This window comes from Henriciella mobilis (assembly GCF_003576285.1).
Taxonomy (GTDB): domain Bacteria; phylum Pseudomonadota; class Alphaproteobacteria; order Caulobacterales; family Hyphomonadaceae; genus Henriciella; species Henriciella mobilis.
On the sequence record NZ_QWFX01000016.1, the window covers coordinates 499,569 to 523,419 of the forward strand.

The following is a 23,851-nucleotide window of genomic DNA, read 5'->3' on the forward strand; positions in this document are numbered from 1 at the left end:
AACGCGTTCTTCGGCTGCGCGCTATGGCGGGTTACGTCAGGCGGTGCGTTCGGCGGTTTTCTTTCCCGGCATCGGAATCGCAACCGACTGTTCCTGGTTGAGGAACCATTTGCGCGACAGCTTCTGTAGCCAGATTTCGGGGCCGGTCATGATCGCCCAGGCGGATGCCAGGATGATCGACATCACAGCAACAAGTAGCAGCACCTCGTTCTGGATGTAGCCCGCAAGCCACGGCGTCAGGCACATGCCGAAGGTGAAGTGGTTGAGGTAGAGCGGATAGGTCATCAGACCCGCTTTCTTCACCCACTCGGCACCGATGGCCTTGGCGACGACCTCGCTGCGGAAAACGCTGAAGAGCATGACCGCCATCGCTGCCAGCCAGATGCCGATCGCCATGGTGATGCGATAGGTTTCGCTGGCAAATCCGCCGGCGCCGGCCAGCACATTGTTGGCAATCTCAAACAGGCAGAAGACAGTGAAGACCGCAGCAAAGCCGTATTCCATGCCGGACAGCCGGTCCCGCGCCGCCTTGTAGATCAGCATGCCGAGCGCGAAGAAGACCCCGTGCCACAGCAGGGCGACCTTGAACGGGAAGCGCAACAGCGTTTCCGTGATGCCAAGCCCCATGGCGTCCGCGGCGATGTAGGCCGTGATGAACAGTACGCTGACCGAGCCGAGCAGCAGGCCGCCAAGATCGAGCAGGTTCCGGCCAAGCCGGGCACCGATCAGGATCAGCCCCGCAATGTAGACGTAGAACACCGCCTCCAGGACCAGCGTCCAGACGACGCCATCAATATAAGGGCCCTGAGGCGAGAGGATGATGCTGCGCAGGAAGGCGCCCAGCGCCTCGGCCGGCGCCATGCCCCAAGCCAGTGTTACGCCGAGTGCGATAATGGAACAGACCCACAGCGCCGGGAAAACACGAATGGCCCGCTTGATAAGGAAGGTCAGCGCGGTCGCATTGCGCGCACTTGCCGCGATGACGAAGCCGGAAATGACGAAAAACACCTCGACACCAACCCAGCCGCTCGTGCCCACCCAGCCAAGCCAGTCAAATGGCCGCTCATCCGGCGTTGTGACATGCGAAGGCGCGATTGAGCTGAACGTGCTGAGGTGAAACAGCAGAACAATGAAGGCCGAGCCGAACCGGACAAGGTCCAGTCCGTAGAGATGTTGTTTCTTCACCCGCTTTCGTCCCCTTTGAGGTTCGGCTGCACCTGGCTGAACGGCAAGGCGTCCAGCTGGGCACAGCCAACGGTTCCTTTTGGGAAGACGAGGGAAGCAAGACCTATACCAGCGCCTGGCCGGTCCGTTTCATGAAGACGTGATCAATCTCGCGGCCACGCCCGAGGCAGTAAACAGGCCCGGTTTCGGTGACCTCGAAACCAAGCTTCTCGAGCACGCGGCCGGATGCGGGATTGTCGGCGAAGTGGCCAGATACAAGCGTGCCCGCCTGACCGCGCGCATCGAGCCAGCCGATCAGGGCGCGGGCAGCCTCTGTCGCGACGCCACGTCCCCAGGCGTGTGGTGCGATCCAGTAGCCGATCTCGAACGGCTCGCTTGTGGCTGGCCGGTGCGCTCCGACCGTGCCAATCACTTCGCCTGTCTCGACTATGAGAAAGACGTGGTCGGTGCCCAGCTCATTTCCCCGCTGGCCGTTCAGGATCCATTTGCCGGTTTGTTCAACGCTCTGTCCGGGCGGGATACGGGCGACCTTCTCATAAATGCGAGGGTCGCGCACAAGCTCCGTAATCCGCTCCGCATCCGCCAGTGCAGGCGGGCGCAAGAGAAAGCACTGCGTCCTGATCTCCCCTGTGACCATGCTATTCCCCAATACCGCTCAAACGAAAAGGGGAGACAGTTTCCTGTCTCCCCTTCGAAACGTCCAGCGTGCAAGCCTGCCTGGGCCTACTCCGCAGCATCCGCAACCGGAGACACCGACACATATTGCCGATTGCCACGCGACCGCTTGAACTCGACGCGGCCCTCTTCGAGCGCGTAGAGCGTGTGATCCTTGCCCATGCCGACACCCTTGCCCGGATAGGTCTTGGTGCCGCGCTGGCGGATGATGATGTTGCCAGGAACAACATGCTGGCCGCCGAACTTCTTCACGCCGAGGTATTTCGGGTTTGAGTCGCGGCCGTTACGGGATGAACCGCCTGATTTCTTGTGTGCCATCGTGGCGCTCCTTCAAATCGTCTTGAAGCCTGTACCAGACTTCAGGCGTCCTTTGCCAGTTGCTTGGCCTGCTTGACCCACTCGTCGCGCTCGATGCGACCGCCGAGACCGGCTTCCTCGTCGAGTTCGGCAATCTGGGCCTTCTTCAGGTCAGCGATCTGCCAGAAGTGGAATACACCGGCAGCATTAAGTTTCTTTTCCATGGCCGGGCCGACACCGGAAATCTGCTTGAGATCATCCTTCTTGCCGACAGCCTTTTCGAGGCGGCCGCGCTCATCGGTCTGCGGCTTGGCGTCTGCCTTGGCCTCAGCCTTCTTGGGCGCAGCTTCCTTCTTGGCGGCCGGGGCAGCTTCCTTCTTCGGAGCGGCCTCTTTCTTCGGCGCAGCTTCAGCCTTCTTCGGCTCGGCCTTGGCTTCCGGCTTGGGCGCCTCTTCCTTCTTCGGCGCAGCAGCCTTCTTCGCCGGGGCTTTCTTGCCGTCGGTCAGGATCGAGGTGATCGTGACGACGCTTTCCAGCTGGCGGTGGCCGGCCTTGCGGCGATAGGTGTTGCGCGGGCGCTTCTTCATGATGGTGACCTTGTCGCCCTTACGCTGGGCAGCAATCTCACCAACAACACTTGCACCATCGACGAGCGGTGCGCCGACCTTAACATTCTTCCCGTCGCCCAGCATCAGCACGTCAAAGGTGACGTCCGCGCCGGCGTCGGCCGCGAGTTTCTCGACAACAATCTGGTCGCCTTCGGCAACCTTATACTGTTTGCCACCAGTCTTGATGACCGCGAACATGGCCTCGTCCTTCCGGCAGGGTAAATTCATAAACCTTGGGTCCGCACGCGCATGGCGCCGGACATGAAGGCGCGGATAAACACTATCAGCCTTCTCATGTCAAACCCTGACATGCATGAAATCCGGGGCTTGCACGCATTCCCTACGCACGCTATCTCCCCGCCCCACGGAGAGGTGCTAGAGTGGTTGAATAGGACGGTCTCGAAAACCGTTGAGCGCGCAAGCGTTCCGAGGGTTCGAATCCCTCTCTCTCCGCCACGCAGACCAGAATTCAGAGCCCAGATCTGGGATTCCCGCAAAATGCCCTCCACTGGTGGGCTTTTTCTTGGGCTGCGGTCTCTACCCGCCGGATTTTCCCTGCTCTTCCCCGCAATTTAGCCAAGCGTCTCTAGCGACCACTTTCACCAGATCTCTTAGGCCCATTTTGCCTGATCTTGCCCGATTTACAGGGAATTTCGCACAATTAGCAGGGATCAGCCTGAAACACGCGCCCCATAATCACAGTAATTACAGGGTGTTACAGGGTGATTTCCCTAAAGGTCGGAACAGGGAAATTATTTTGAAGAACAGGGAATTGGATTTCAGGAACAGGGATTTTCCAAAACCGATCAGGGAAACGCAAATCCAAGCACTTCAGCCTGGCGATCCCAGTCCAGCGGGAGGTCTGTTCGCAAGAGTTTTTCGAGGCTCAGATCGGCGGGCTGGCGGCCATCCAGGATGGCCTGGACAATTGACGGCGAGAGAAAGGCAAGCTTCAGTCTCTGACGCAGGGGCGATGTGGTCCAGCCGAGCTTCTTGGCGAGGGTTGGAAGAGACACGCCAGCCCGCCATTCAGCCATCCAGGCATGGGCACGAGCCACAGCATTGATCAGCGTTTCATCCCGGTTCGGTGTCTCGGCCCGGAGAACGAGAACCGTCTCGACACCGCGCTTTCGTTCCGTGAAAGCTTCAACATGAACCAGCGCGCCGGCGGCAAACTCTTCTAGGGGTCGTCCAGTCGCCTCAGCGATGGACTCTGGATTCATCGCCAACCGCATCTCGCCGGGTTTCAGATCGATGCGCTCGACAAGTTGGGCAATGATAGATGACCGGCTTGATGCCAGCTCCTCACCGATCCGAGCGAACCCTGCTTGAACCCTGGCAAAAGTCTCCACACTCGGTTCCGCAAGCAGCCGTTCAGATGCTATACCCAACCAGTTCCTGATCGCTTGCGCGACGGCCGCCTCGAGCTTTGCAGCCGGCAGTCGCCATCCGGCTGAGGACGTTTCGCTGCCCGATACCAAGCTCCTGGAAACATAATACCGCCAGCGCTTTCCCCTCGTCGTCGCATATGTCGGCGTCAAACGATCGCCAGCTTCATCGAAGACTCGCCTGGTGAGCGGCGATCCTGCCTGCTCGTCTGGACCGCCCTGCCCGCGCCGGCGGCCACTCCTTTTGATCAACGTCTCCTGGACACGGTCCCAGAGCGCCTCACCAATGATCGCGGAATGGCTGCCGGGATAGGTATTGTCCTTGTGCCGGACCATCCCGCGATAGACCGGGTTGGTCAGGATGGAATGAACCGCACCGCGTGACATCACGCATCCGCCGAGTGATTTGCCGCTCCTGAAAGTTCGCCGCTTCGACCGGATGCCTTCAAGCTCAGCCTGTCGGGCAACTTGGCCCAGACAGCGATGCTGGTCATACAGATGGAAGAGCCGCTGGACCTGTTCGGCTTCGTTTTGGTTGAGGACAAGCTCCCGGGTGTTCGGATCCGGATGGGGATCATAGCCCAAGGGCGCCAAACCACCCATCCAGAGGCCACGCCTTGCCGAGGCGGCGAGCTTGTCCCGAATGCGCTCGGCGGTGACCTCCCGTTCGAACTGGGCAAAGGAGAGCAGGACATTGAGCGTCAGCCTTCCCATGCTGGTCGAGGTGTTGAAGGCCTGGGTAACGGACACGAAAGAGCAGTTTGCCTTATCGAAGCGCTCCACGAGGCGTGCGAAATCTGCAAGCGAGCGGGTCAGGCGATCAATCTTGTAGACCACGACCATGTCGATACGGCCAGCATCGATATCGTCAAGTAGAGACCGCACGCCGGGGCGTTCGAGATGCCCGCCGGAGATCCCGCCATCCTCGTAGCGGGTCTCGATCAGCTTCCAGCCCTCGTGCTTCTGGCTTTCTATATAGGCCTTGCAGGCCTCCCACTGGGCATCGAGCGAGTTGAAATTCTGCTCCAGCCCCTCCTCGCTCGACTTGCGGGTGTAGATGGCGCAGCGGATCGTTGTTCTTGCCATCAGCGCGCCCTTCTCTGGAGACCAAAGAAACGCGGCCCAGACCAACGGGTCCCGGTAATCTCGCGAGCGACGGCACTGAGCGAGCCATAGGCCTTTCCACGATAGATCGCGCCCGCCTTGGTGACGTCGACGACATGCCGGACGCCGTTCCACTCACGGACCAGCCGGGTGCCAGGTGTCGCCGTTTTAACTTGGGGCCCTGGCATCTTGTTCGATACAATTGCGGTGAGGGTTGACCGGGCCCGTTTGCGAAGACCGCCATGCTTTCGAACCTGAAGCTCGTAGGCGAGAAGTCGCGCCAGGAACGGCGTGCTGGTCCGGTAGGGCAGAACGCCCAGCCCTGCCTGCTCCCAGATCTCGAGGAGGTCCCTGCGGGACATCTCTCGCAGGGACTCCAGATCGGAGGGTTGCTCCGCCTCCATTCTCAGGCTTTCTCCAGGCGGTAGCGTGCACAGCGCTCGCCGTCTGCGGGCGGCAGCTTCTCGAGCTTCCGCTCACCCGCCCGCACCCGAGTGAGGGCCGCCCGCACCGTATGCGGCAGCCAGTCGAGGGCTTCCGACACCTCGTTGACGGTGACACCCTTCTCCCTGCCGAGCAGCTGGATCAACTGCTCACGCTTGGTGAATGGCTTCTTCTTCGATTGGGTCTTGGTTACTTTGGCCATGGGGTTCTCCTTCAGTCTGGTTACGGAAGCGATCATCCGCTCCCACTGACTGAAGGCCCGACCTTGTCATAGGTACGGGCTGGCCGGTCTTTCTATCCCAGGGTCTACATACTGACGCTCCGTTGCGCCCGGAAGTCCAGTCGAAAATCAGCTGTCCGGCTGGTTTTTGCGATGCGCTTCCAGGGCGCTCTCGGCAAGTTCGATCGCCTTGTGGGCATTGGTGATTGAAAGCGCGGCCAGTTGGTCGAACCTCAGCGCGCAGAGTTCCTCGGATTGCGCCTGGACGGCCGCATCATGGGCGTCTTCCAGTGCCATAGTGACATCCGCCATGAGCTTCTGTGGAAGGTCGTCGTAAGCCATGACCCGACGAATGCTACAATTGGCGTATCAGTCCAGACGGTGAGAGACTGCTAGATCTCGGAAGCAGACGTAAGATTCGCAAGACTTCCGGAGTCTCTGCATAATCGCGACTCACATTTAATTGAATATGGTTAGGTGAATGCATCTGGCATCGAGAATTGTCTTAGCTGTGTCTAGTGCAGCGATAGGGCTAGTCGCGCAGGCTATGTTTGCAAACCGGATAGAACCCTATCATCCGGAACTTCTAGTCGTCGCAGCTGCTGCGATACTCCTTGTAGCTGCAGATATTCCAGAGCTTGTTCGTGCCAAACCGACCGCAGAGCAAAGCGAGCAGATATCGACCACCCCGTGGGTGGTTATTAACGGGGACGCTAAAAGTCATGTTGTTGAGCAGAAAGGGGAAACAATCAGACTGAGGTTCGGGTCGATGTTCGCTCAGCGAATTAGACTGCGCTCGCAAACATCAGGGAACGTCGATGCTGAAGTCATGGTTACAAAGCTGTATGACCGATCATTCTGGGAGTTCGACTCTTCGAAGAAGCTGATCGTTGGTCATACCCTCCCCGTCGGATTACAGAGTGAAGCGATCTCTCGAAGAGAGCTGCGATTATTTCACGCTTGGCGCAGACGGATCAGTGCGAGGAACTCTCGCCTTAGGGATGCGTCCTCCAAAAACTGCCCCCTCATGATGCTGCTGATCATTTGGCTGTTTTCATCTTTGATCCCTCGCCAATGCATGCAGAAATGGTCAGCTTCCATGACAATGGCTATGCCATCGGGCGTGATCATGTTCTCAAGTTTGTCAGCCAGCTGCACAACTGCCTCTTCCTGGATCTGGGGGCGGCACATGATCCAATTGGTAAGCCGCGCATACTTGGACAGACCGATAAGATTTGAGCTGGCGTTCGGCAGTATACCGATCCAGATCCGGCCCATTATCGGACACAGATGGTGACTACAGGCGCTTCGGACAGTGATCGGGCCCACAATCATCAGTTCGTTCAGTGATTCTGCGTTCGGAAATTCGGTCGCCTCAGGCGCATCGACATAGCGACCTGAAAATACCTCGTTCAGGTACATTCGGGCAACCCGTTGGGCTGTGTCACGGGTATTGTGATCGCGAGATGTGTCGATCACCATACAGTCAAGCAACCGATCGACAGCGCATTCAATCTCGCCTTGAAGAGCTTCAAGGTCGCCCTCCTCAAGAAAACTGGAGATATTGTCATTTGCGAAGTACCGCTGACCTGCGTCTTCCAGCCTTCGGCGGATCCTGGCAGAAGCGGTTAAACCGCGACTCGTATCGACAGGCATAAGTCTCGCCCTCCCTTTAGTATTCGTCGCTCAGTAAGTGCTCATGCGTCCTTGATCCCGGCGACCCGCTTCAGGGCGATAGTGCGAACTGGCGGCACTGCATGTCCTGTCCCAGGAGTCAGTGTCCGAGTTTCTGTCTGTCGCATCAGGGCGTCCTCTAAGCTTTCAGAGAGTCAAACAGGTCGATCCGCCGCGCGCCGCTGACGGCCGCGGCATGCACTGCGACCGCATCGTCCTTCAGGGCAAGAAGGTGATAGCGGCCGGAGGCCGAAAGCCTTCTTCCTTCAGGCGTATCGCTGGTCATGCCAGCAAGGCGTGTTGCCATCCATCCCGTGGCAGCCAAGCCCGCAAGCTCAAGAAAGCTGCCTGCTCCCGCCTCAGCCTCCCGCGGTGCGTCTCGCATCTCATTAAGACGTGTTGCAGCATCCTGCAGCAGTTCATAGCACGCACACGCCCCCGCCCGCAGGTCGCCCGCCACAAGGTCGAGATCCATTCGCGCTTGCTCCAAAAAAATTGCGAGCCCAGCACTCTTCCCCCGCCATATCTGACGTCTGAGCAGATCAAGCGCCTGGATGCCCGACGTGCCCTCATAGATTGTCGCGATACGTGCATCACGCAGGTATTGCTCAACTGGCCATTCGCGAGTGTAGCCTGCGCCGCCCAGCACCTGCAAAGCGGTGCTAGAAACGTCGAATCCGCACCTCCCACCTTCTGTCTTGAAGATGGGGAGCAGCCACTGCAGCAAAGTCTGCGCCCGGGAGCGCTCGGTGGGATCAACCTCGTGCGCAGCTAGATCAGCCTGGACGGCAACCAGGTGCCCGACACTTCTCAGCGTGTGAACACGAGAAGCGGACTCAAGCAACATTCTTTGAACGTCGGCATGCTCGGCTATGTGCACAGCCGGTGCGCTGATTGCGCCGCCTTGCCTGCGTTCATGCGCGTAATCAAGCGCAACGTCGAAGGCAGCTGAGGCAATGCCTACGCCTTGGACCCCTGCACTCAGGCGCATATTCGTGATCATCACGAAGAGGTTCTGCAACCCCTGACCATCTTCACCCAGCAGCCAGCCCTTTGCTCCGTCAAACCCCAAGGCGCATGTCGGCGATCCATGCAAGCCCATCTTCTCTTCGATACGGCGCACACTGATCGTATTTGGCCTGGTTTCCCCGGCATCATCATCAATCACATTAGGCACAAGGAAGAGACTTATCCCCGCTTCGGTCCGCGCAAGCAGGCAATGTCCGATCCGGGGCGTCAAGGTATGGTCGCCAAAGCTGATCCACATCTTTTCACCCGTAATGGACCAGGCACCATCTACATCGCGGACAGCTTTCGTGCGCAGGCGCGGTACGTCCGAACCGGCATCCGCCTCGGAAATGCAGATTGTTGCGGCCCACTCCCCGGAACATAGACGCGGCAGCCAAACCTCCCGAATGGCAGGCTCAGCGTGGGCGGCTACGAGTTTGGCAGCCGAGCGCACAAGAACTGGAAGCATTCCAAACGCGGCGCATCGGCCGTCGATTATCTCCTGAACCTGAGCGGCCAGTATTAGCGGCAAACCTTGGCCGTTCATTTCTACCGGCATTTCAAGGGTGGACCACCCTTGAGCAGTGTAAGACGCCCACGCTTCAGTATAGCCCGCAGGCAGCTGGACGCGGCCATCGACAAGATGGCATCCTTGTGCGTCGCCCCTGGCATTTATGGGGTCAAGGCATTCAGCGCCGAATTGCATTATCCCCCCCAGAACGGCCTTGAAGGTGTCCCGGTCGGCCTCACCAAAGCTGCCGCCGAGCCTCCGGAGCCGTGAAAGCCCCGGCGTCAGTTCCATTTGCTCAACGAGCAGTGAGGGGGCCAGAGATCGAGTCAAAGCTCGCGCGCCTTTCTGCAAGGCACTACCATGCGGGAAGGCGCTACTCGGCAGAACGGTATGAACCGTTTTGCCTCATGCGCACCAAAGCTGCAGAGCCGGTTACGCAATTCGGAAGACTGCCAGTTGCTGCTTGCCCTCGGTCGGCGCGAAAGCGAGCGTGACTCTCTTTCCAATTTCGATCTCAGTAGGCTCACAATCGACAATCGCTGTCATGAGGATCGGTCCCTCATCCAAAGCCACCATGGCCGGAAAACGGAATACCGGGGCCCGATCTGTCTGCGTGAACGTGTAGATCAATCCGCGGCCCGCACTCTCAATCCACTCTGTCTTTTCGCTGAAACAGTGCGGGCACAGCGGGCGCGGATAGAAGTGTACCTCGTCGCAATCCCTGCATACCTTGAGGAGAAGCTTGCCCTCCTCAGTTCCAGCCCAGAATGCCTCGGTCTCCGGATAAACGAGTGGCGCCTTTGAGATCGAAATTTCATCAGCCATCTTCAATTCCTCTCCAAAATAGCTGTCGCAGAGCCGTGATACCCTGCCAACGACCCTCCCGTGCCATGCGCAACGGCCAAGTCACAATCTTTAACCTGAACAGCGGGATGGGCCTCACCACGCAACTGGCGCACAGCCTCCAGAAGCTTTGTTATGCCTCCCCTGTTGCCAGGATGATTATTACAGAGGCCTCCGCCATCGGTGTTGAAGGGCAACTTGCCGACGCCCGATATCAGGTTGCCATCGGCTGCGAACTTTCCACCCTCGCCCTTCTTGCAGAATCCGACGTCTTCAAGCTGCATGATCACCGTGATGGTAAAGCTGTCATAGAGAGACGCATATTTGATATCAGCTGGCGTCACGCCGGCTTCAGCAAAGGCCATGGCCGCCGATTTTTGTCCGGCCGAATAGCTCAGGTCTACTTTGCCGCCATTGTTGTGCTTTACCGCTTCACCGGCGCCTTTCAGCGTAATGAGTGGGCGGTTAAGAGTCCGCGCGATTTCGGCGTTGGTCAAAATGATCGCCCCGCCGCCGTCGCTCATCACGCAGCAGTCCAATCTGTGAAGCGGGGACGCCACAATCGGCGAATTTACAACCTCTTCGACAGTCACGACGTTTTGCAGCAAGGCGTTCGGATTGTGCTGGGCATGATGTGAAGCCGCGACTTTTACCCATGCCAGCTGCTCACTGGTCGTACCGAACTCATACATGTGCCTTTGCGCAACAAGGCCATAGAGCGCCGCCGGCCCCGTATGGTAAAGGTCTTCAAATGGCACTTCCGGCACGCCGCGCCAGGAAACACCTCCAAGGCCGATAAATTCCCGCGAGGCGACCTGATTGTCTGCGCAGGTAATTAAGGCGACACTGCATTTACCAGACTGTATCGCCATCGCAGCGTGGCGCACATGTCCGATATATGATGACCCACCTGTCTCAGTACTTTCCGAATAACGCAGATCGAGGCCGAGATGCTGCGCAATCGTCATACCCCCGATTCCGGGCGCATCGGCTGCACAAAAGTAGCCGTCGATATCTGACAGGGCGAGCCCGGCATCTTCAAGTGCACCTTTGGCTACATCGGCGTGAAGCTGAGCCAGTGACACGCCGACCGCCTTGCGCGTTGGATGCTCGTATATGCCGACGATATGGGCTGGATTACTTGTCATTGGCCTATCCCCTCAACTGCAGAGGAAAGCGAAATCACTGATCCGGCGGCCCCCTCGGCGTATAGCTGCTTTACATCATCGGCACGCCTGTTCAGGACCGCCCGCTGATTGATGTATCCCTTGTCGGTAATCTCATTATGCTCTGATGACGGAGGCTCCGTGAGAATGATCGCACGCTCGATCCGTGTTGATGATGCTGGATTGTCCTCATTGTAGGAGAGAAGCTTCTCGGTGATGACCTTGCGGACGACTGGTATGTTGACGAGTTCTTCTGCGCTTACGCCTTGCTCATTCTCCGGAACCAAGCGTTTGCAGGCCGCCTCGTTCAGCCAAATCAGGGCGCCAATATGGGGCCGGTTCTCTCCCGCCACGACGATGTCGCTGACATACGGCGACAACGCACTTACAACATTGGCCCGCACCGTCCCGACAGCAACAAATGTTCCGGAGAGAAGTTTGAAATCCTCGACAATTCGGCTATCGAAGCGCAATCCTTTCACCATCTTCCGCGGATCTACAAAAGAAACGGCGTCGCCGGTTCGGTAGAAGCCGTCCTCATCAAAGGCATTTTCTGTCAGTTCGGTCTCACCAAGATAGCCGGGGGTGACATTGGGGCCCCGTGCCCGCGCCTCAAACCTGTTTTCATCAACTTTCAGCAGCTTCAATTCGATTCCTGGGACGGGGATGCCGATGAATCCGCTACCCTCAACTGGCCAATAGAGCTGAGTGATTAGTGGACCTGTTTCAGTACATCCATATCCTGTGAGAAACGGCATTCGCATTCCGAGAGACTTGACACTCAGTTTCTGGAACCGCCGCCAGACGTCCAATGGCAGGCTTGCACCGGCATATTGCACAAATCGCAAATTTTTGAAGAAGCTGTCTCGAAGATCCTGGTCTTGCTCCATCGCGTCCGTCAGCATTGCGTAACCTGCCGGGACGTCTGAATAGCTGTGCGGAGAAATCTCGCGTAAATTTGCAATGGTTTTCGAGAATTCGCCCGGGAGCGGGCGCCCATCATCAATATAATATGTGCCGCCCTGACGCAGGGAGCGGTTGAATAGGCCATTTCCCGCCATGGTATGGTTCCATGGCATCCAGCTTATAGTTTCGTATGGAAAATAGTTTTCTTCATCCGACCACATCGCATCGCACATCGCCATGTTCGTACACAGCATTTTTTGCGTGTTGATGACGCCTTTCGGCCATCCGGTTGACCCCGAGCTGAACAAGATCTTTGCAACTGTATCAGGCCCCACTGCTTTGTGGGCACGCTCGACGTCTGCAGTTGCTTTCGTCTCTAATATTTGATCAAGCCGTTGGTATCGTCGTCCGTCTGGCAGCTCCTCTGCGCATACAATATTCGCCTTCTCTGTTCGATTTTCCTCTATTGCCCCCTCAAATAGGCGTCCATTTTGAGCAAATATCAATGACGGGCGCACTGCATCGAAGACTGACTTTAACTTAGGTTTGCCACCTGGCATGAGGGCGTAAGCTGGAGATATTGGCGCATATGTGACCCCCGCCATCATCGCCCCGAGCGCTACAATGGCATGCTCAATTGAGTTACCGGATAGAATAACTACTCTCTGGCCAGGCCCAATTTCATGATCAATCAGAAACTGCGCGAAACTCGAGGCCGAAGAATGCATCTTCGAATACGTTACGTGATTCCAACTACCATTTTTATTGCGCGCACAGAGCATCGGCCGCTCTGGCGCGTGCTCGGCCCAATATATTAGATAATCTACGATCGAATTCTTGGGGGCGCCTAGCGGTCTTGGATCATACAATAACCAATCTGACTCACCATACCTTCGGACCGCCTCAACGAGCGGTTCATTCGCATTCAAGGGCAAGAACGGTACGCTCTTCGAATCCGTCTCGGCCATCAGAGTATTCCTGTAGCGGTATCAAAAACCCATCGAAAGGGGAGCGGACAGCTGGGGCAACGCGAAACGCTCGGGCGTTGCATGTTGCCCCACGTCACATTCTAGAACTTTAGATTATAGCAACGTTCAGCATTGCCCTGTAGGACCTTTCGAAGGGTTGGCTTATCGACCCCGCCAAGCGCTTCCGTGATGTGAGCCTGAGGATCGGGATAAAGGGATGTAGGGTGCGGAAAATCCGTCTCGAACATCACATTGTCAGGCCCAATGATGTCGAGCATCTTTTGCGGTGCCACCTTCTCGAACCAGAAGGATGCAAACATCTGATCTCTGAAATACTCCGCGGGACGACGCTGAAGCTTCTTGTCTGGCATCATTTCATCCATCTGGTACTCAAGCGCCTCGAGAAGGAATGGCACCCAACCAATACCGCTTTCCACCGAGACGATCTTCATCTTCTGGTACTTATCCATCAAACCACTGACAATGAAATTGCCGAGTGTGGCGGCATTGCCGATGTAGAACAACATCGCGCCAATCGCGAGCTTGGTCTGGAACTCGAAGTCCTTCCAGGTGATGCTAAACCCATCAATGCCGCCGGTCGCAATGTGGAAATTTATTGGAATCTCTTTGGCATCGCAAATTTCGAACAACGGTGCCCAGTGATCCTCGGTAAAACTTGGAATACCGAATTGCTCCGGCCGATCAGGAAGGTTGAAACCCTTCATGTCCAAATCTTCCAGACAACGTCGAGCTTCCTTTTCCATTGCTTTTGAATCCCAGACTGGCAGCAGGGCCATCGGGAAGATTCGGTTGTTCGACCGCTTCTGAAAGTCTGCCCGGTCGTCATTATAGATCTTGATGAGCGTCTCGGCGAATTCCTTGTCGACCCACTGAAGCAAACTCACGGATGAACCCGCGAATGAATTCGGATAAGCAATCTGAGCCCAGATACCCATGTCATCCATGAATTTAACGCGTGCATCAACCTCGTACGCACCGGGGTGTATCTGCTCAACGGTTGGTAAGCTCAGCCGTCCGAGCGTCTTGTTTCGCTTCTTGTCGATTACGGACGCGCCGCCGGGCGAAATAACCTCATCACCGATATGCCAGTAATCCATGGCACCTACTCGTTTGATATAGGGCGCCTTGGCCTTCAAGCTCTGCGGCAGCCTGGCCGTCCAGAGGTCTCCGGGCTCTGACAGATGTGTGTCCACATCGACGATCTTGATATCCTTGGTGAGTTCTGAAGTTCCCTTGAGATCTACGGCAGGCTTTATCGTTCCGCCCGGCTGGAACGCACCCACCAGCCATCCCGCTACCTCAGTGTCTTCAAGATCCAGCTTTTCACCAAATCCAAATTTTCCATCGTCAGCCATTTCATACTCCCTTTCTTATTGGTGCGGTTAATTCGTCTTGCGCGAAATCTACTCGGTCACGGTCGTGCTTTGCATTTCCGCGAGGTCAGCCTTCAGGAAGCGGCGCATCAGTTTTCCTGTTTCATTGTAAGGCAGGCTGTTCCTGAAAAAGACCGTTTCGGGCGCACGCGTTGAGCGCAGGCGTCCCCGAACCAACGCCTTGATCTCGCTTGATGAGACGGGTTTTCTCGCAACGACTGCAGCGACAACGCGCTCGCCCCACTGCTCATCTGGCAGCCCCAGAACAGCGACATCCTCAACATCTGGATGCGTCCGGATCACATCTTCGATCTCACCAGGGGATATGTTTTCTCCACCGCGGACTATCACATCATCCAGGCGCCCCTCGACAAACAGGAAGCCGTCCTTGTCGACCCATCCTGCATCCTTGGTCGCGAACCAGCCATCGGCAGCGATCATCTTTCGCCCGGCATATTCACCTGAAACCTGGTCGCCCCGCACAAAAATCTCGCCCGAAACTCCGGGTGGCACGCGCGCGCCAGCTTCATCACGAATTTCAAGCTCAAGATCAGGCAACGGCTTGCCGACGGAGCCGAGGCGGCGACGGATTACAGGATCGCTGGAGGCCTTTGAGCTCCTGTGGGTTTCAGGGTCCAGTACTGCAATCGTCGAACTTGTCTCGGTCAGGCCGTATGCATTCACAAAATCCACATGAGGCAAGAGATCCATGGCGCGCTCAATAACGGCAAGCGGCATTCTCCCTCCGCCATAAGACAGGACACGCAAACTGCTGAGTGACACATTTTTTTGCTGGGCAACATCAAGGACACGCCCGAGCATGGTTGGAACGACCATAGCATGGGTAATCTTCTGCTCGCTAACAGCATCAACCCAGGCTTCAGGCTCGAAGCTTGGCAGATAAACAATGCGTCTGCCACAAAATACGGACGTCAGTACCGCCGAGATTCCTGCGATATGATAGGGAGGCACGCTGACAAGTGCCGCCTCGGATGCATCGGCACCGAGGAATTCAACGGTGGAGAGGACATAAGACGTCAAATTTTGATGGCGAAGGAGCGCTTCCTTCGGCTCACTTGTTGTTCCACTCGTAAAAAGGATAACAGCAATTTCATTCTCGCTGCCCGCCACATCTTCAGGCGATTGAGTGTAGAGCTGACCTACGGACGATGTATCGAATAGCCTAAGCTCCGCGCTCTCGCCTATCCTGGCGATCATGTCGGTATCTGCAAATGAGACGGCAGGCGCGCACCGCTGATGCAAGCGCATGAAATCCGAATCCGCTAAACGGTAATTGATCGGCGTGAACGTGACCCCCGCCATGGAGGCACCAAAGAGAAGCGCGGGAAAATGCTCGCTGTTCAAGCCAGCAAACGTAACGCGGGGCACGCCCGCATTCTCTATTTCGCCCGCGACAGCCCGAGACCTACGCACCAGCTCGGACAGAGTCACTGCCTCGGCCTTGCCCGTCAAAATGACCCGATCAGGCTCAGCATCTGCAACCATTTCAAGAAGTGTGTGCAACTGCATAACGTCAATCCGAAGCTGGCAGGGGTTTAGCGGATTTCAGGGAAAGCGCCCGTCCCTCATAAGCCAGGGCGCCAAACCCCGCCTTCGAGCAAAGAACTTCCAGCCCCGAATCCGGATCGACGTAACGTTTACCGACAGCTGCATGCCCCGGTTGCGGAACGCTCAATGACTCGCCCCCAGAAACATCCTCACCAAGCGGCACCATACTGACGCCCCCACAGCTCAACTCACCGGCCGGCAATGGGGGGACACGAATTATGACGAGCTCAGTGCTGCAAACGGCACTCTTGTAACGGGCTCCCGGTTTCATATCGTCTCCTGTCTCCCTAAATTTCTCGCCCTGGCGCGCTGCTAGGATATTGCGCCTGAAATCTTGAATTCGATCAGTTGGCCTTCCGAATACCCCAGCGATGCGAGCACCTCATCCGTATGCTCACAATGCTCGGGCGCCCTGCTCGCCGCTGGCGTGGCGCCATCAACGATGGCTGGCACGGAAACCAGGGGCAATTTACCACCGCCCGCATAGTCGAGGACTTTTATGTAGCCATTTTCCAGTGACTGCTGATCATCAACCGTTTCACGCGGCAGCTGGACCGTGCTCCACTGCCCCTCCTGGCCATTCAGCCGTCGGGCAATTTCGTCCATATCCATCTTGGCGAAAACTTCGTCTAGTATACCGACGAGCTTCTCGGAATTCTCCGCACGCGCACTCATTGAGGCGAACCGCTCATCCTCGGCTAGATTGCCGACATCAAAAGCCTCGCACAAGCCCGCCCAGTACCGGTCCGACTCCAGCATCCCCAGTAAAAAGAACCGGCCGTCCCCAGAACGATAGATATTGGCTAGCGGGTTGGGCGGCCTGTGGCGATCCAATTGCACGATATTGTCGCTGCCACGAGCATATGCGCCAGCAATCGTCGCCTGCATCGCCCAAAGCCCGGATCCGAGCAGCGAGACGTCTACAACGGAGCCCTTTCCGGTCTTTTCCCGTTGATAGAGCGCAGCGGCGATCCCGCCAGCCAGGTTCATTCCACTTTGCACATCACCGAAGGCCGGCCCCGGCAGCATGACAGGGAAGTCGTAATCCGGGGGCATGGCAGCCGTGCTTACACCCGGACGCCCCCAATAAGACAGGCCGTCAAAGCCACCCTTGTCCGCATCCGGCCCAAGTGGCCCCTGCCCCGTGCCCCGACCGTATATGATCCGTGGATTGCGGGTCATGATATCATCGACATCGATACCGAGCTTCTTGCGCGCAGGCGCCATGAAGTTCGTGAGAAAGACGTCGGCCTCATCAACAAGCTTCAGAAGAAGTTCCAGCCCTTGCTCAGAGGCAATATTGATGCCGACACTTTTCTTTCCACGGTTGAACACTTCCCATAGGGCCGTCACACCACCCATGCCGGGTGAAATTCCGTATGAAGCCAGCCCCCTCATGGGATCGCCCGTTTCCGGATGCTCGATCTTCAGGACGTCAGCCCCCCAGTCGGCCAGCGCAGCCCCTGTTGAAGGGACGAAAGCGTATATGGCGACCTCGACGACCTTTATGCCAGAAAGCAAGCTCATAAAATTCCTCCCATTCATCGGCGCGGCCTATTGGCCTTGTGCTCCAGCCGGAGGCTGATGAGTGCCGTTGTGCAAATTACCATCTCACAGATACGTGAATTTCACAATACGTTTCCGTTTTCAAGTGCCTGAAAATTTTACCCCAGACTGAAACGCACCCAAACTGGATAGCCATATAGTAAAATCAACGAGCGCAACCTCACCCGCTCATCAAAGAACTGAAAGGCGGGCTTCCGGCTTGACGGCATTAGATCAAATAACATAACGTGTGCTAATTATGAGGGGCGTGGCTGACGCGACAATGGTAAGCGAAGAAGTAGTCAAAGCAGGAAGGATTTGGCTTTCAGCGATCTCCGCAAAGCCGGACCGCGCACCCGCTCGCGCCAATATTATTGCCCTTCCCGGTGGGGGGCACACCTGTCGCTACTGGCATCATCCACGCAAGCAAGATGCCTCACTACTTCACCTTGGCGCCCTCCTCGGATACAGGGTGGTGGCATTCGATCGCCCCGGCTACGGCACATCGACCGACGCCAAAGGCTCAGGATTTTCGCACGACCAGCAAATTGAGCTCTTTGCCGAAGCGATCACAAGAGTCTGCCACGCGAGCGAGGCAGACCAATTATTTCTTGTCGGACACTCCATGGGGGGAATTCTCTCCATTAAACTGGCAGCTTCTGGAGAGCTTGCCGACCTGCAAGGCATTGATGTTTCAGGTGTCCCTTATCAATTTTCCGACGTCCTGCTGACCGCAATGGCAGAAGCCACCCCCACCAACGCTAGCCGCTCAGCGAGGTCCCTGTTTTATGGTCCGGAGGGATCGTTTGATCCGTCAATCTTCAAGGCCGACAATCAGGTAACAGCGCCAGTCCCCCCGAGCGAACTCGAGGATTCAAGCGTCTGGCCAAAGCAATTCTCGGCGATCACCCGAAGGGTCACAGTCCCCGTCCAGTACACCCTGGCAGATCACGATCGCACAACACCGTCCGATGACACCACGCTGGAGGCCATCCGAAACAACTTCTCTGCGTCACCAAGAGTTGAGACCAGGCGCCAACTGGCAAGCGGCCACAATATCAGCTTTCACCATATCGCGCGATCTTATCATCTTCGTGCGATTGCATTTTTTGATGAGGTTTTGGCACTTCAGGGACGCTAGCCGAGGCGACGGCGCGCCTTCTACCGGCAGCCATCACGTTACAGCGCCACAAGACACTATTCTCGCGGGTCCAGCTTCAGCTTGTGCTGCCGATAGCCTGACGAATTTCATCAAACTTCACTCTCCGCCCCATAAGGTCATTCAGGTACATGTTGACCTGCTTCAGTCCGGCGCCCCGGCAGGCACCCGCTGAATAGACAAGCAGAGCTTCCAGCTTCCTGAAAATGAAATCCTCATCGGAAATGGCGCCACGACACCACTCCAGCGAAACATAAAACAGCAAGGCAACGATGGAATTGGTGAAGTCGACTGGATTCACACCGGACCGCAAATAGCCGCCCTCTCTCAGGGCAACGACCCAGGGCCGCAGCGTCGATGTAATGTTTGCCCGAGTGGCAAGCTTGAGATCCTCATCCGAAGTATTTGAAAAATGGATGGCAACAATCGCACCGACAAACTCCCGCATATTAGTCATATTACGGTCGCTCCTGATCAACCGCTCGATCACGCCCTCCAGTGACGCTTTGTCAAAGTGATACGCTTGCTGCTTGGTAAAGAGCTGGAAATGATGCCGGATGGCCAGGGCGATAATTCGCTCTTTACTCTCGAAGGCCTTGTAGACTGTCTGCGGCGCGACGGATGCCCGCTCGCAGAGCTCACGAATTCCAAACCCGTCATATCCCCTCTCGGCGATCAGAAGACGAGCAGTCTCCAGGATACGCCGCCGCCGCTCAAAGATTTTTGGGCTACCATAAGTCAGATTCTCATTCAGAACCGGATCGTCAATATCCATAGAAAACTCGATGGGAGCGCCTCCTATTCCAATAACACCCGGCAACCTCACCGGACAGCATACACAAACTATAAGGTCCTTAGTATCATTCCGGCATTTACAGGATTATTTCCATTTGTGACCAAAGCAAGCCTTGCGTTTTCCACCTGCCTGCCCAATGCATGACCGCGCAATTGTGTCACCGCTTCCAGAACATGTCCAAATCCCTGTACACGCCCCTCACCGAGATTTCCTCCATGGGTGCTCATCGGTATGCGGCCATGAAAGAACAGCTTTTCCTGATCCTCTGACCAGGCATCTTCGAGGAAGCCACCAACCTCACCCCTGACACCAAAGATCGCCTCTATCCATTCAAGCGCCAAGGTGGAGAAACCGTCATAAACATTAATCAGGTCCATGTCGGTCGCCCTGCAGCCCGACTTCTCCCAGAGCCTATCAATCAAGACCCGGTATGACCGGTAGCTATCGAAGGCCTGAAAGAAAAAGTCAGACCTCCCAGCAATTCCATTGGACACCGCCTCAACCAGAACAACCGGCTGAGCCAGGTCCTTGGCCCTCTCAGCAGTTGTAATCACGACAGCCATTGCCCCGTCGATCGGCATATCCATGTCCAACATGCAAAGAGGGGGAATAATTTGCTCGGCCCCCATATAGCCGTCAAGGCTGAGGGGCTGGTCCTTGAGAATTGCGCGATCATTCTGCAGCGCCCATTGTCGGTTGTTCACTACGATACGCCCTAGATGGTCACGCCGTGTACCGAACTGATGCATATGACGCTGAAACGATGCAAACATTCCGTTCGGCGCACCCAGATGCTCAACCAAAGGAAGAGACATGCTGGCATCAAAACTGGTCGGCGGCGATTTGCGCAATGGATCATTCCGCGCTGACGCCGACGCTATGTCCCAGCGGAATTTCGAGTGATAGCAAACCGCATACTCGCACGCGCCGGCAGCGACCGCCCATATCCCCTCCGCGACTGTATTCGCCGATGGCGGCGTCGAGCAGTTGGACCAGACGATGTTATCGAGCCCGAGGCTTTCTGCGACATATCCCGGCCAGACCGTCGGTAGATCTGTGCTGTAGATGCCAGACACACCATTTATTTTTTCTTTTGGCACGCCGGAATCCAGAATTGCCGCGCGAACCGCATCACAAGCTAGCGCACCAATCGACCGGCCGGCATCCCTCGACAATTGCGAGGCACCTATACCAACAATCGCTATGTTGCCACGAACCGCATCCAGACTCATGTTTCGCACCTGCCTTTGAACATTGGCCCTTTTGCCCCATCTTTTTTTGACCAGAAAAGCTCAAGAGGCTCGCCTAGACGAGGGGGCGTTTCTGAATCCAGAACGACGGGCGCGACGATCAAGAGCCGGTCTTGTTCGACAAGCTCTACCCAACCGATGATGGCAGGAATGCCCCTGCCCCGGTTTCTGGGCGCAAGATAGCTGAAAAGCGTTGCGGCGCCTGAAGGCTCCTCATGATCAATCTCGTTCGACCAACATGAAGGGCAACACCCCTTGGGTGGATGTATCCATGTCCGGCACGCCTGACAGCGCGCAATAAGAAGGCGCCCCTCACCAAGCCCAGCCCAATAAACCCTTGTGTCGTGATCAATACGCGGTCCAGTATTGTTGAGCATAATGCCTCCCAAAAAACGAAAAGCCCAAGCCCCTCAGGACTCCATGCTCAGGCCATCAATTATGATACGGATTTTACTTTTATAACACGATGTCAACCCACCAACTCCTAACGAAGGGCCAGAAAGAGGCTCCATAAGCGGCCGTGAGCTTCTACCCGGCTCGGCTCATCTAACGCTCGCGACGCGAAAAAGCACTCCATCAGGCCGCCAATTTCTAGATCGCGTGTTATTTTTGTTGACCCCCGTCCGCGGTTTGCTAACATTCTAGCCCGTTAGGGGTGCGGTGCGCATAACTGGCGAACAAGAATTTAGGCACGGGGCAATGAATCCTGCGCCATCACTCACAAGGGAGGAATTAGGGTGAGATATCATATATCGAAGTACACGCTCGCTGCGAGCGTAAGCATGATCACACTGGGGGCCGCCACAGCTCAGGAAACCGCTCAACCGGTTGACACCTCCAGTACCGAAGCGGCTCAGACTCGCGTCATGGACTCGGTTGTCGTCAAATCGCAGCGCAGGGATGAACGACTGGTCGACGTTCCAATTTCCGTTAGCGTCGCTTCCGGCGAGCAGTTGAAGCAGGCCGGGATCACCAACTCAGCGGATCTAAAACTTGTTACGCCTGCGCTTAATTTGACCCAGCAGGGCAGCTTCGTACAGCCCACGATTCGCGGCGTGGGGACGTCTGTCGTAGGGCCCGGCGCGGATGGAAATGTCGCCCTTTATATTGACGGCGTTTACCAGGCCACGCAGGCTGCAGCCCTGTTCGAACTCAATGCAATCGATAGCATTGAAGTCCTGAAAGGCCCCCAGGGCTCCCTGTTCGGGCGGAATGCGACCGGCGGCGCCATCGTTGTAACGACAGCTGCACCAGAATTTGATTTCTCCGGCCGCGTAACGGGGAGCTATGGCAATTTCAACGACCGGAAACTGAGCGGCTATATAACCGGGCCGATTACTGACAAGATTGCTGCCAATCTGGCCGTTCTCTACCATGAAGATGATGGGTACGTAACAAACGTCGCGACCGGGAGCGACCTTGCAAAGACGAACGCATATCTCGCCCGCGGTAAAATTCTCGTTGAAGCCACTGAAGACCTGAGCCTCACATTTACCGGCTCTTACGTAAAGCATGAGAACAATGCCGCATTCTCATACATTCCTGTTCCTGAAAACTTTCGCTACGTGACCAGTGACGCCTATTCACTCGGCGTCGCCGGCTCCCGAGATGAAGCGTCGATGGACTTCAACCCCTACTCCCAGCTGGAAGGCGGTTCCCTGTCCATAAACGCTGTCTATGATGCCGATTGGGCCACAATCACGTCGACAACGGGCTACACTCAGCAACAACAGCCATTCTATACCGACACTGATGGTACAGAGCTTCCAATTCAGGAAGTTCACAGCCCTCAAGATCAGGATACTTTTGTCCAGGAACTCACCTTCGCATCTAACTCTGACGGGAATGTTTCGTGGATATTCGGCGGCATGTATTATGATGACGAATCCGAATCGTATGGGACGGTTTATGTAAACAACACGCCCGTGATCGTTCTGGTCCCGAATGTAAAAACCGAGGCAGCTGCCGCATTCGCTGAAGTGAGCTACAGCCCCACAGAGCGCCTGCATTTGCTGCTTGGGGGCCGATACAATACCGAGACAAAAACATTTGTTGGCAGAGTTGGCGGCCGCAACGGCCCGATCGTCGCAAACGACGATGAAAAGTGGGATTCGTTTACACCCCGCGCATCAATCCGTTACGAACTCAGCGATCAGTCGAGCCTGTACCTGACCTATAGTGAAGGCTTCAAGAGCGGCTTGTACAATGCCACAAGCCTTGACCCGGCACCTGTGGATCCGGAAGAAATCAAGTCCTATGAGGTCGGCTACAAATACAGCGGGTCGACCTTACTGTTCACTGGAGCCGCTTACTTCTACGATTACACCGGCATTCAGGTAAATGCGATCGACCAGAGCCGGGGCGGCTTTGTTACCGTAACAAACGCGGGTAACGCAGAGATTTACGGTGCAGACTTTGATCTCTCGTTCCCGATTACAAACGAACTGAGCGCCCGTACAGGTGCCTCCTATATTCATGGCGAATACAATGATTTTCCGGGAGCCATCGTCTACATTCCAGAGCCGAACGGCATAGGTTACGTTCAGGTCAACCGCGATGTGAGCGGCAATCGGATCATGAAAACTCCGGAATACACTGCCTTCGGAACGCTGCTTTATACACGCCCCATTTCTCAGACAGGCGAAATTCAGGGCGCCCTGACCGTATCGTACAATGACGGATGGTACTGGGATCCATCAAATACGTCCCAGCAGGATGGGTACACCCAAATAAATGCCCGCCTTTCCTGGTCGCCAAATGATCGCTTCACAGTAACCGCCTATGGACAGAACGTCTCGGACGAGAAAGTCGAGATCTTTCGCCGAACGGGCACAATGGGCGACCTGGCCTCTTACAACAAACCCGCCTCCTACGGCGTAGAACTTGACCTGAAATTCTAGCGCTTCCTCCTCGCCTGATTTCGGGCTAGTTAACTGCCGGCTGCATTGTGCAGTCGGCTCTTTTTTGACAGCTTCGACCCGGCGGGCCGACGGCCCCAATTTGGTCAGATGATTCCAAGCCCTCCAATCAAAGAGACCGGCCTGCCGACCCAGCCCCGCAATTGTTGTCAGCTTTTCATATTTTGATAGGCTCTATTCTCTTTAAGGTAAATGGATAAACAGGGTTTACGGGTTGGTCTAC

At 56.2% G+C, this 23,851-nt stretch carries 21 protein-coding genes and 1 tRNA gene; 3 read left to right on the top strand and 19 right to left on the bottom strand.

The annotated features are described in order from the left end of the window. Positions 1–36: 36 nt before the first annotated feature. The 4 genes from D1223_RS17890 to rplU form a co-directional block, all read right to left on the bottom strand. Complete coding sequence (locus D1223_RS17890) at positions 37–1,185, bottom strand: acyltransferase family protein (protein ID WP_158586612.1); 1,149 nt, start codon at positions 1,183–1,185, stop codon at positions 37–39. Between the two features lie 103 nt (positions 1,186–1,288). Further along, positions 1,289–1,786: a GNAT family N-acetyltransferase gene (locus D1223_RS17895; protein ID WP_233353224.1), complete on the bottom strand. Its 498-nt coding sequence runs from the start codon at positions 1,784–1,786 to the stop codon at positions 1,289–1,291. Between the two features lie 122 nt (positions 1,787–1,908). Continuing rightward, positions 1,909–2,178: a 50S ribosomal protein L27 gene (rpmA, locus tag D1223_RS17900; protein ID WP_119377707.1), complete on the bottom strand. Its 270-nt coding sequence runs from the start codon at positions 2,176–2,178 to the stop codon at positions 1,909–1,911. A gap of 41 nt (positions 2,179–2,219) precedes the next feature. Then, complete coding sequence (gene rplU, locus D1223_RS19195) at positions 2,220–2,963, bottom strand: 50S ribosomal protein L21 (protein ID WP_119377708.1); 744 nt, start codon at positions 2,961–2,963, stop codon at positions 2,220–2,222. Positions 2,964–3,131: 168 nt separating this feature from the next. On the opposite strand from rplU, the gene D1223_RS17910 reads away from it, so the two are divergent. Further along, positions 3,132–3,221: transfer RNA gene (locus tag D1223_RS17910), tRNA-Ser, on the top strand. A gap of 350 nt (positions 3,222–3,571) precedes the next feature. Here the strand turns inward: D1223_RS17910 and D1223_RS17915 are convergent. The 12 genes from D1223_RS17915 to D1223_RS17975 form a co-directional block, all read right to left on the bottom strand. Continuing rightward, the gene (locus D1223_RS17915; RefSeq protein ID WP_119377709.1) at positions 3,572–5,239 is read right to left on the bottom strand and encodes a recombinase family protein; all 1,668 of its coding nucleotides are present in this window, start codon (positions 5,237–5,239) and stop codon (positions 3,572–3,574) included. Then, positions 5,239–5,661 carry a DUF2924 domain-containing protein gene (locus tag D1223_RS17920; RefSeq protein ID WP_119377710.1) on the bottom strand — a complete coding sequence of 141 codons (423 nt, stop codon included), beginning with the start codon at positions 5,659–5,661 and terminating at the stop codon, positions 5,239–5,241. The genes D1223_RS17915 and D1223_RS17920 overlap by 1 nt, the downstream gene beginning before the upstream one ends. 2 nt (positions 5,662–5,663) lie before the next feature. Further along, the gene (locus D1223_RS17925) at positions 5,664–5,903 is read right to left on the bottom strand and encodes a DUF3489 domain-containing protein (protein WP_158586605.1); all 240 of its coding nucleotides are present in this window, start codon (positions 5,901–5,903) and stop codon (positions 5,664–5,666) included. Between the two features lie 147 nt (positions 5,904–6,050). After that, positions 6,051–6,263, bottom strand: coding sequence for a hypothetical protein (locus tag D1223_RS17930; RefSeq protein WP_119377712.1), 213 nt, complete (start codon positions 6,261–6,263; stop codon positions 6,051–6,053). A 612-nt stretch (positions 6,264–6,875) separates the two neighbouring features. Next, positions 6,876–7,577 carry a GTP cyclohydrolase I gene (gene folE / locus D1223_RS17935; protein WP_119377713.1) on the bottom strand — a complete coding sequence of 234 codons (702 nt, stop codon included), beginning with the start codon at positions 7,575–7,577 and terminating at the stop codon, positions 6,876–6,878. Between the two features lie 157 nt (positions 7,578–7,734). After that, the gene (locus D1223_RS17940; protein ID WP_119377714.1) at positions 7,735–9,405 is read right to left on the bottom strand and encodes an acyl-CoA dehydrogenase family protein; all 1,671 of its coding nucleotides are present in this window, start codon (positions 9,403–9,405) and stop codon (positions 7,735–7,737) included. A 141-nt stretch (positions 9,406–9,546) separates the two neighbouring features. After that, positions 9,547–9,939, bottom strand: coding sequence for a Zn-ribbon domain-containing OB-fold protein (locus D1223_RS17945; protein ID WP_119377715.1), 393 nt, complete (start codon positions 9,937–9,939; stop codon positions 9,547–9,549). Positions 9,940–9,941: 2 nt separating this feature from the next. Further along, positions 9,942–11,105, bottom strand: coding sequence for a thiolase domain-containing protein (locus D1223_RS17950; RefSeq protein ID WP_119377716.1), 1,164 nt, complete (start codon positions 11,103–11,105; stop codon positions 9,942–9,944). After that, a complete protein-coding gene (locus tag D1223_RS17955; protein WP_119377717.1) occupies positions 11,102–12,997 on the bottom strand; it encodes a feruloyl-CoA synthase in 1,896 nt (631 codons plus the stop codon). The genes D1223_RS17950 and D1223_RS17955 overlap by 4 nt, the downstream gene beginning before the upstream one ends. 101 nt (positions 12,998–13,098) lie before the next feature. Then, a complete protein-coding gene (locus D1223_RS17960; RefSeq protein ID WP_119377718.1) occupies positions 13,099–14,373 on the bottom strand; it encodes an amidohydrolase family protein in 1,275 nt (424 codons plus the stop codon). 48 nt (positions 14,374–14,421) lie between these two features. Beyond that, entirely contained in the window at positions 14,422–15,921 is a 1,500-nt protein-coding gene (locus tag D1223_RS17965; RefSeq protein WP_119377719.1) for a class I adenylate-forming enzyme family protein, read from the bottom strand. A gap of 351 nt (positions 15,922–16,272) precedes the next feature. Then, a complete protein-coding gene (locus D1223_RS17975) occupies positions 16,273–17,487 on the bottom strand; it encodes a CaiB/BaiF CoA transferase family protein (RefSeq protein WP_119377721.1) in 1,215 nt (404 codons plus the stop codon). A gap of 286 nt (positions 17,488–17,773) precedes the next feature. Between D1223_RS17975 and D1223_RS17980 the strand changes: the two genes are divergently transcribed. Then, positions 17,774–18,646: an alpha/beta hydrolase gene (locus D1223_RS17980; RefSeq protein ID WP_158588527.1), complete on the top strand. Its 873-nt coding sequence runs from the start codon at positions 17,774–17,776 to the stop codon at positions 18,644–18,646. Between the two features lie 76 nt (positions 18,647–18,722). Here the strand turns inward: D1223_RS17980 and D1223_RS17985 are convergent, their stop codons facing one another. From D1223_RS17985 to D1223_RS19335, 3 genes are all read right to left on the bottom strand, one after another. Further along, a complete protein-coding gene (locus tag D1223_RS17985; protein WP_119377723.1) occupies positions 18,723–19,439 on the bottom strand; it encodes a TetR/AcrR family transcriptional regulator in 717 nt (238 codons plus the stop codon). 68 nt (positions 19,440–19,507) lie between these two features. After that, positions 19,508–20,692 carry a thiolase C-terminal domain-containing protein gene (locus tag D1223_RS18775; protein WP_147372899.1) on the bottom strand — a complete coding sequence of 395 codons (1,185 nt, stop codon included), beginning with the start codon at positions 20,690–20,692 and terminating at the stop codon, positions 19,508–19,510. Continuing rightward, the gene (locus tag D1223_RS19335; RefSeq protein WP_119377725.1) at positions 20,689–21,087 is read right to left on the bottom strand and encodes a Zn-ribbon domain-containing OB-fold protein; all 399 of its coding nucleotides are present in this window, start codon (positions 21,085–21,087) and stop codon (positions 20,689–20,691) included. The genes D1223_RS18775 and D1223_RS19335 overlap by 4 nt, the downstream gene beginning before the upstream one ends. Positions 21,088–21,492: 405 nt before the next feature. On the opposite strand from D1223_RS19335, the gene D1223_RS18000 reads away from it, so the two are divergent. Further along, positions 21,493–23,610 carry a TonB-dependent receptor gene (locus D1223_RS18000; RefSeq protein WP_119377726.1) on the top strand — a complete coding sequence of 706 codons (2,118 nt, stop codon included), beginning with the start codon at positions 21,493–21,495 and terminating at the stop codon, positions 23,608–23,610. Positions 23,611–23,851 lie beyond the last annotated feature (241 nt).

What these genes read in the sequence shown, in the direction of transcription:
- rpmA (WP_119377707.1), bottom strand. Translation starts at nt 2,178, where the DNA reads ATGGCACACAAGAAATCAGGCGGTTCATCCCGTAACGGCCGCGACTCA.
- rplU (WP_119377708.1), bottom strand. Translation starts at nt 2,963, where the DNA reads ATGTTCGCGGTCATCAAGACTGGTGGCAAACAGTATAAGGTTGCCGAA.
- D1223_RS17915 (WP_119377709.1), bottom strand. Translation starts at nt 5,239, where the DNA reads ATGGCAAGAACAACGATCCGCTGCGCCATCTACACCCGCAAGTCGAGC.
- D1223_RS17920 (WP_119377710.1), bottom strand. Translation starts at nt 5,661, where the DNA reads ATGGAGGCGGAGCAACCCTCCGATCTGGAGTCCCTGCGAGAGATGTCC.
- D1223_RS17925 (WP_158586605.1), bottom strand. Translation starts at nt 5,903, where the DNA reads ATGGCCAAAGTAACCAAGACCCAATCGAAGAAGAAGCCATTCACCAAG.
- D1223_RS17930 (WP_119377712.1), bottom strand. Translation starts at nt 6,263, where the DNA reads ATGGCTTACGACGACCTTCCACAGAAGCTCATGGCGGATGTCACTATG.
- folE (WP_119377713.1), bottom strand. Translation starts at nt 7,577, where the DNA reads ATGCCTGTCGATACGAGTCGCGGTTTAACCGCTTCTGCCAGGATCCGC.
- D1223_RS17940 (WP_119377714.1), bottom strand. Translation starts at nt 9,405, where the DNA reads ATGGAACTGACGCCGGGGCTTTCACGGCTCCGGAGGCTCGGCGGCAGC.
- D1223_RS17945 (WP_119377715.1), bottom strand. Translation starts at nt 9,939, where the DNA reads ATGGCTGATGAAATTTCGATCTCAAAGGCGCCACTCGTTTATCCGGAG.
- D1223_RS17950 (WP_119377716.1), bottom strand. Translation starts at nt 11,105, where the DNA reads ATGACAAGTAATCCAGCCCATATCGTCGGCATATACGAGCATCCAACG.
- D1223_RS17955 (WP_119377717.1), bottom strand. Translation starts at nt 12,997, where the DNA reads ATGGCCGAGACGGATTCGAAGAGCGTACCGTTCTTGCCCTTGAATGCG.
- D1223_RS17960 (WP_119377718.1), bottom strand. Translation starts at nt 14,373, where the DNA reads ATGGCTGACGATGGAAAATTTGGATTTGGTGAAAAGCTGGATCTTGAA.
- D1223_RS17965 (WP_119377719.1), bottom strand. Translation starts at nt 15,921, where the DNA reads ATGCAGTTGCACACACTTCTTGAAATGGTTGCAGATGCTGAGCCTGAT.
- D1223_RS17975 (WP_119377721.1), bottom strand. Translation starts at nt 17,487, where the DNA reads ATGAGCTTGCTTTCTGGCATAAAGGTCGTCGAGGTCGCCATATACGCT.
- D1223_RS17985 (WP_119377723.1), bottom strand. Translation starts at nt 19,439, where the DNA reads ATGGATATTGACGATCCGGTTCTGAATGAGAATCTGACTTATGGTAGC.
- D1223_RS18775 (WP_147372899.1), bottom strand. Translation starts at nt 20,692, where the DNA reads ATGAGTCTGGATGCGGTTCGTGGCAACATAGCGATTGTTGGTATAGGT.
- D1223_RS19335 (WP_119377725.1), bottom strand. Translation starts at nt 21,087, where the DNA reads ATGCTCAACAATACTGGACCGCGTATTGATCACGACACAAGGGTTTAT.
- D1223_RS18000 (WP_119377726.1), top strand. Translation starts at nt 21,493, where the DNA reads ATGATCACACTGGGGGCCGCCACAGCTCAGGAAACCGCTCAACCGGTT.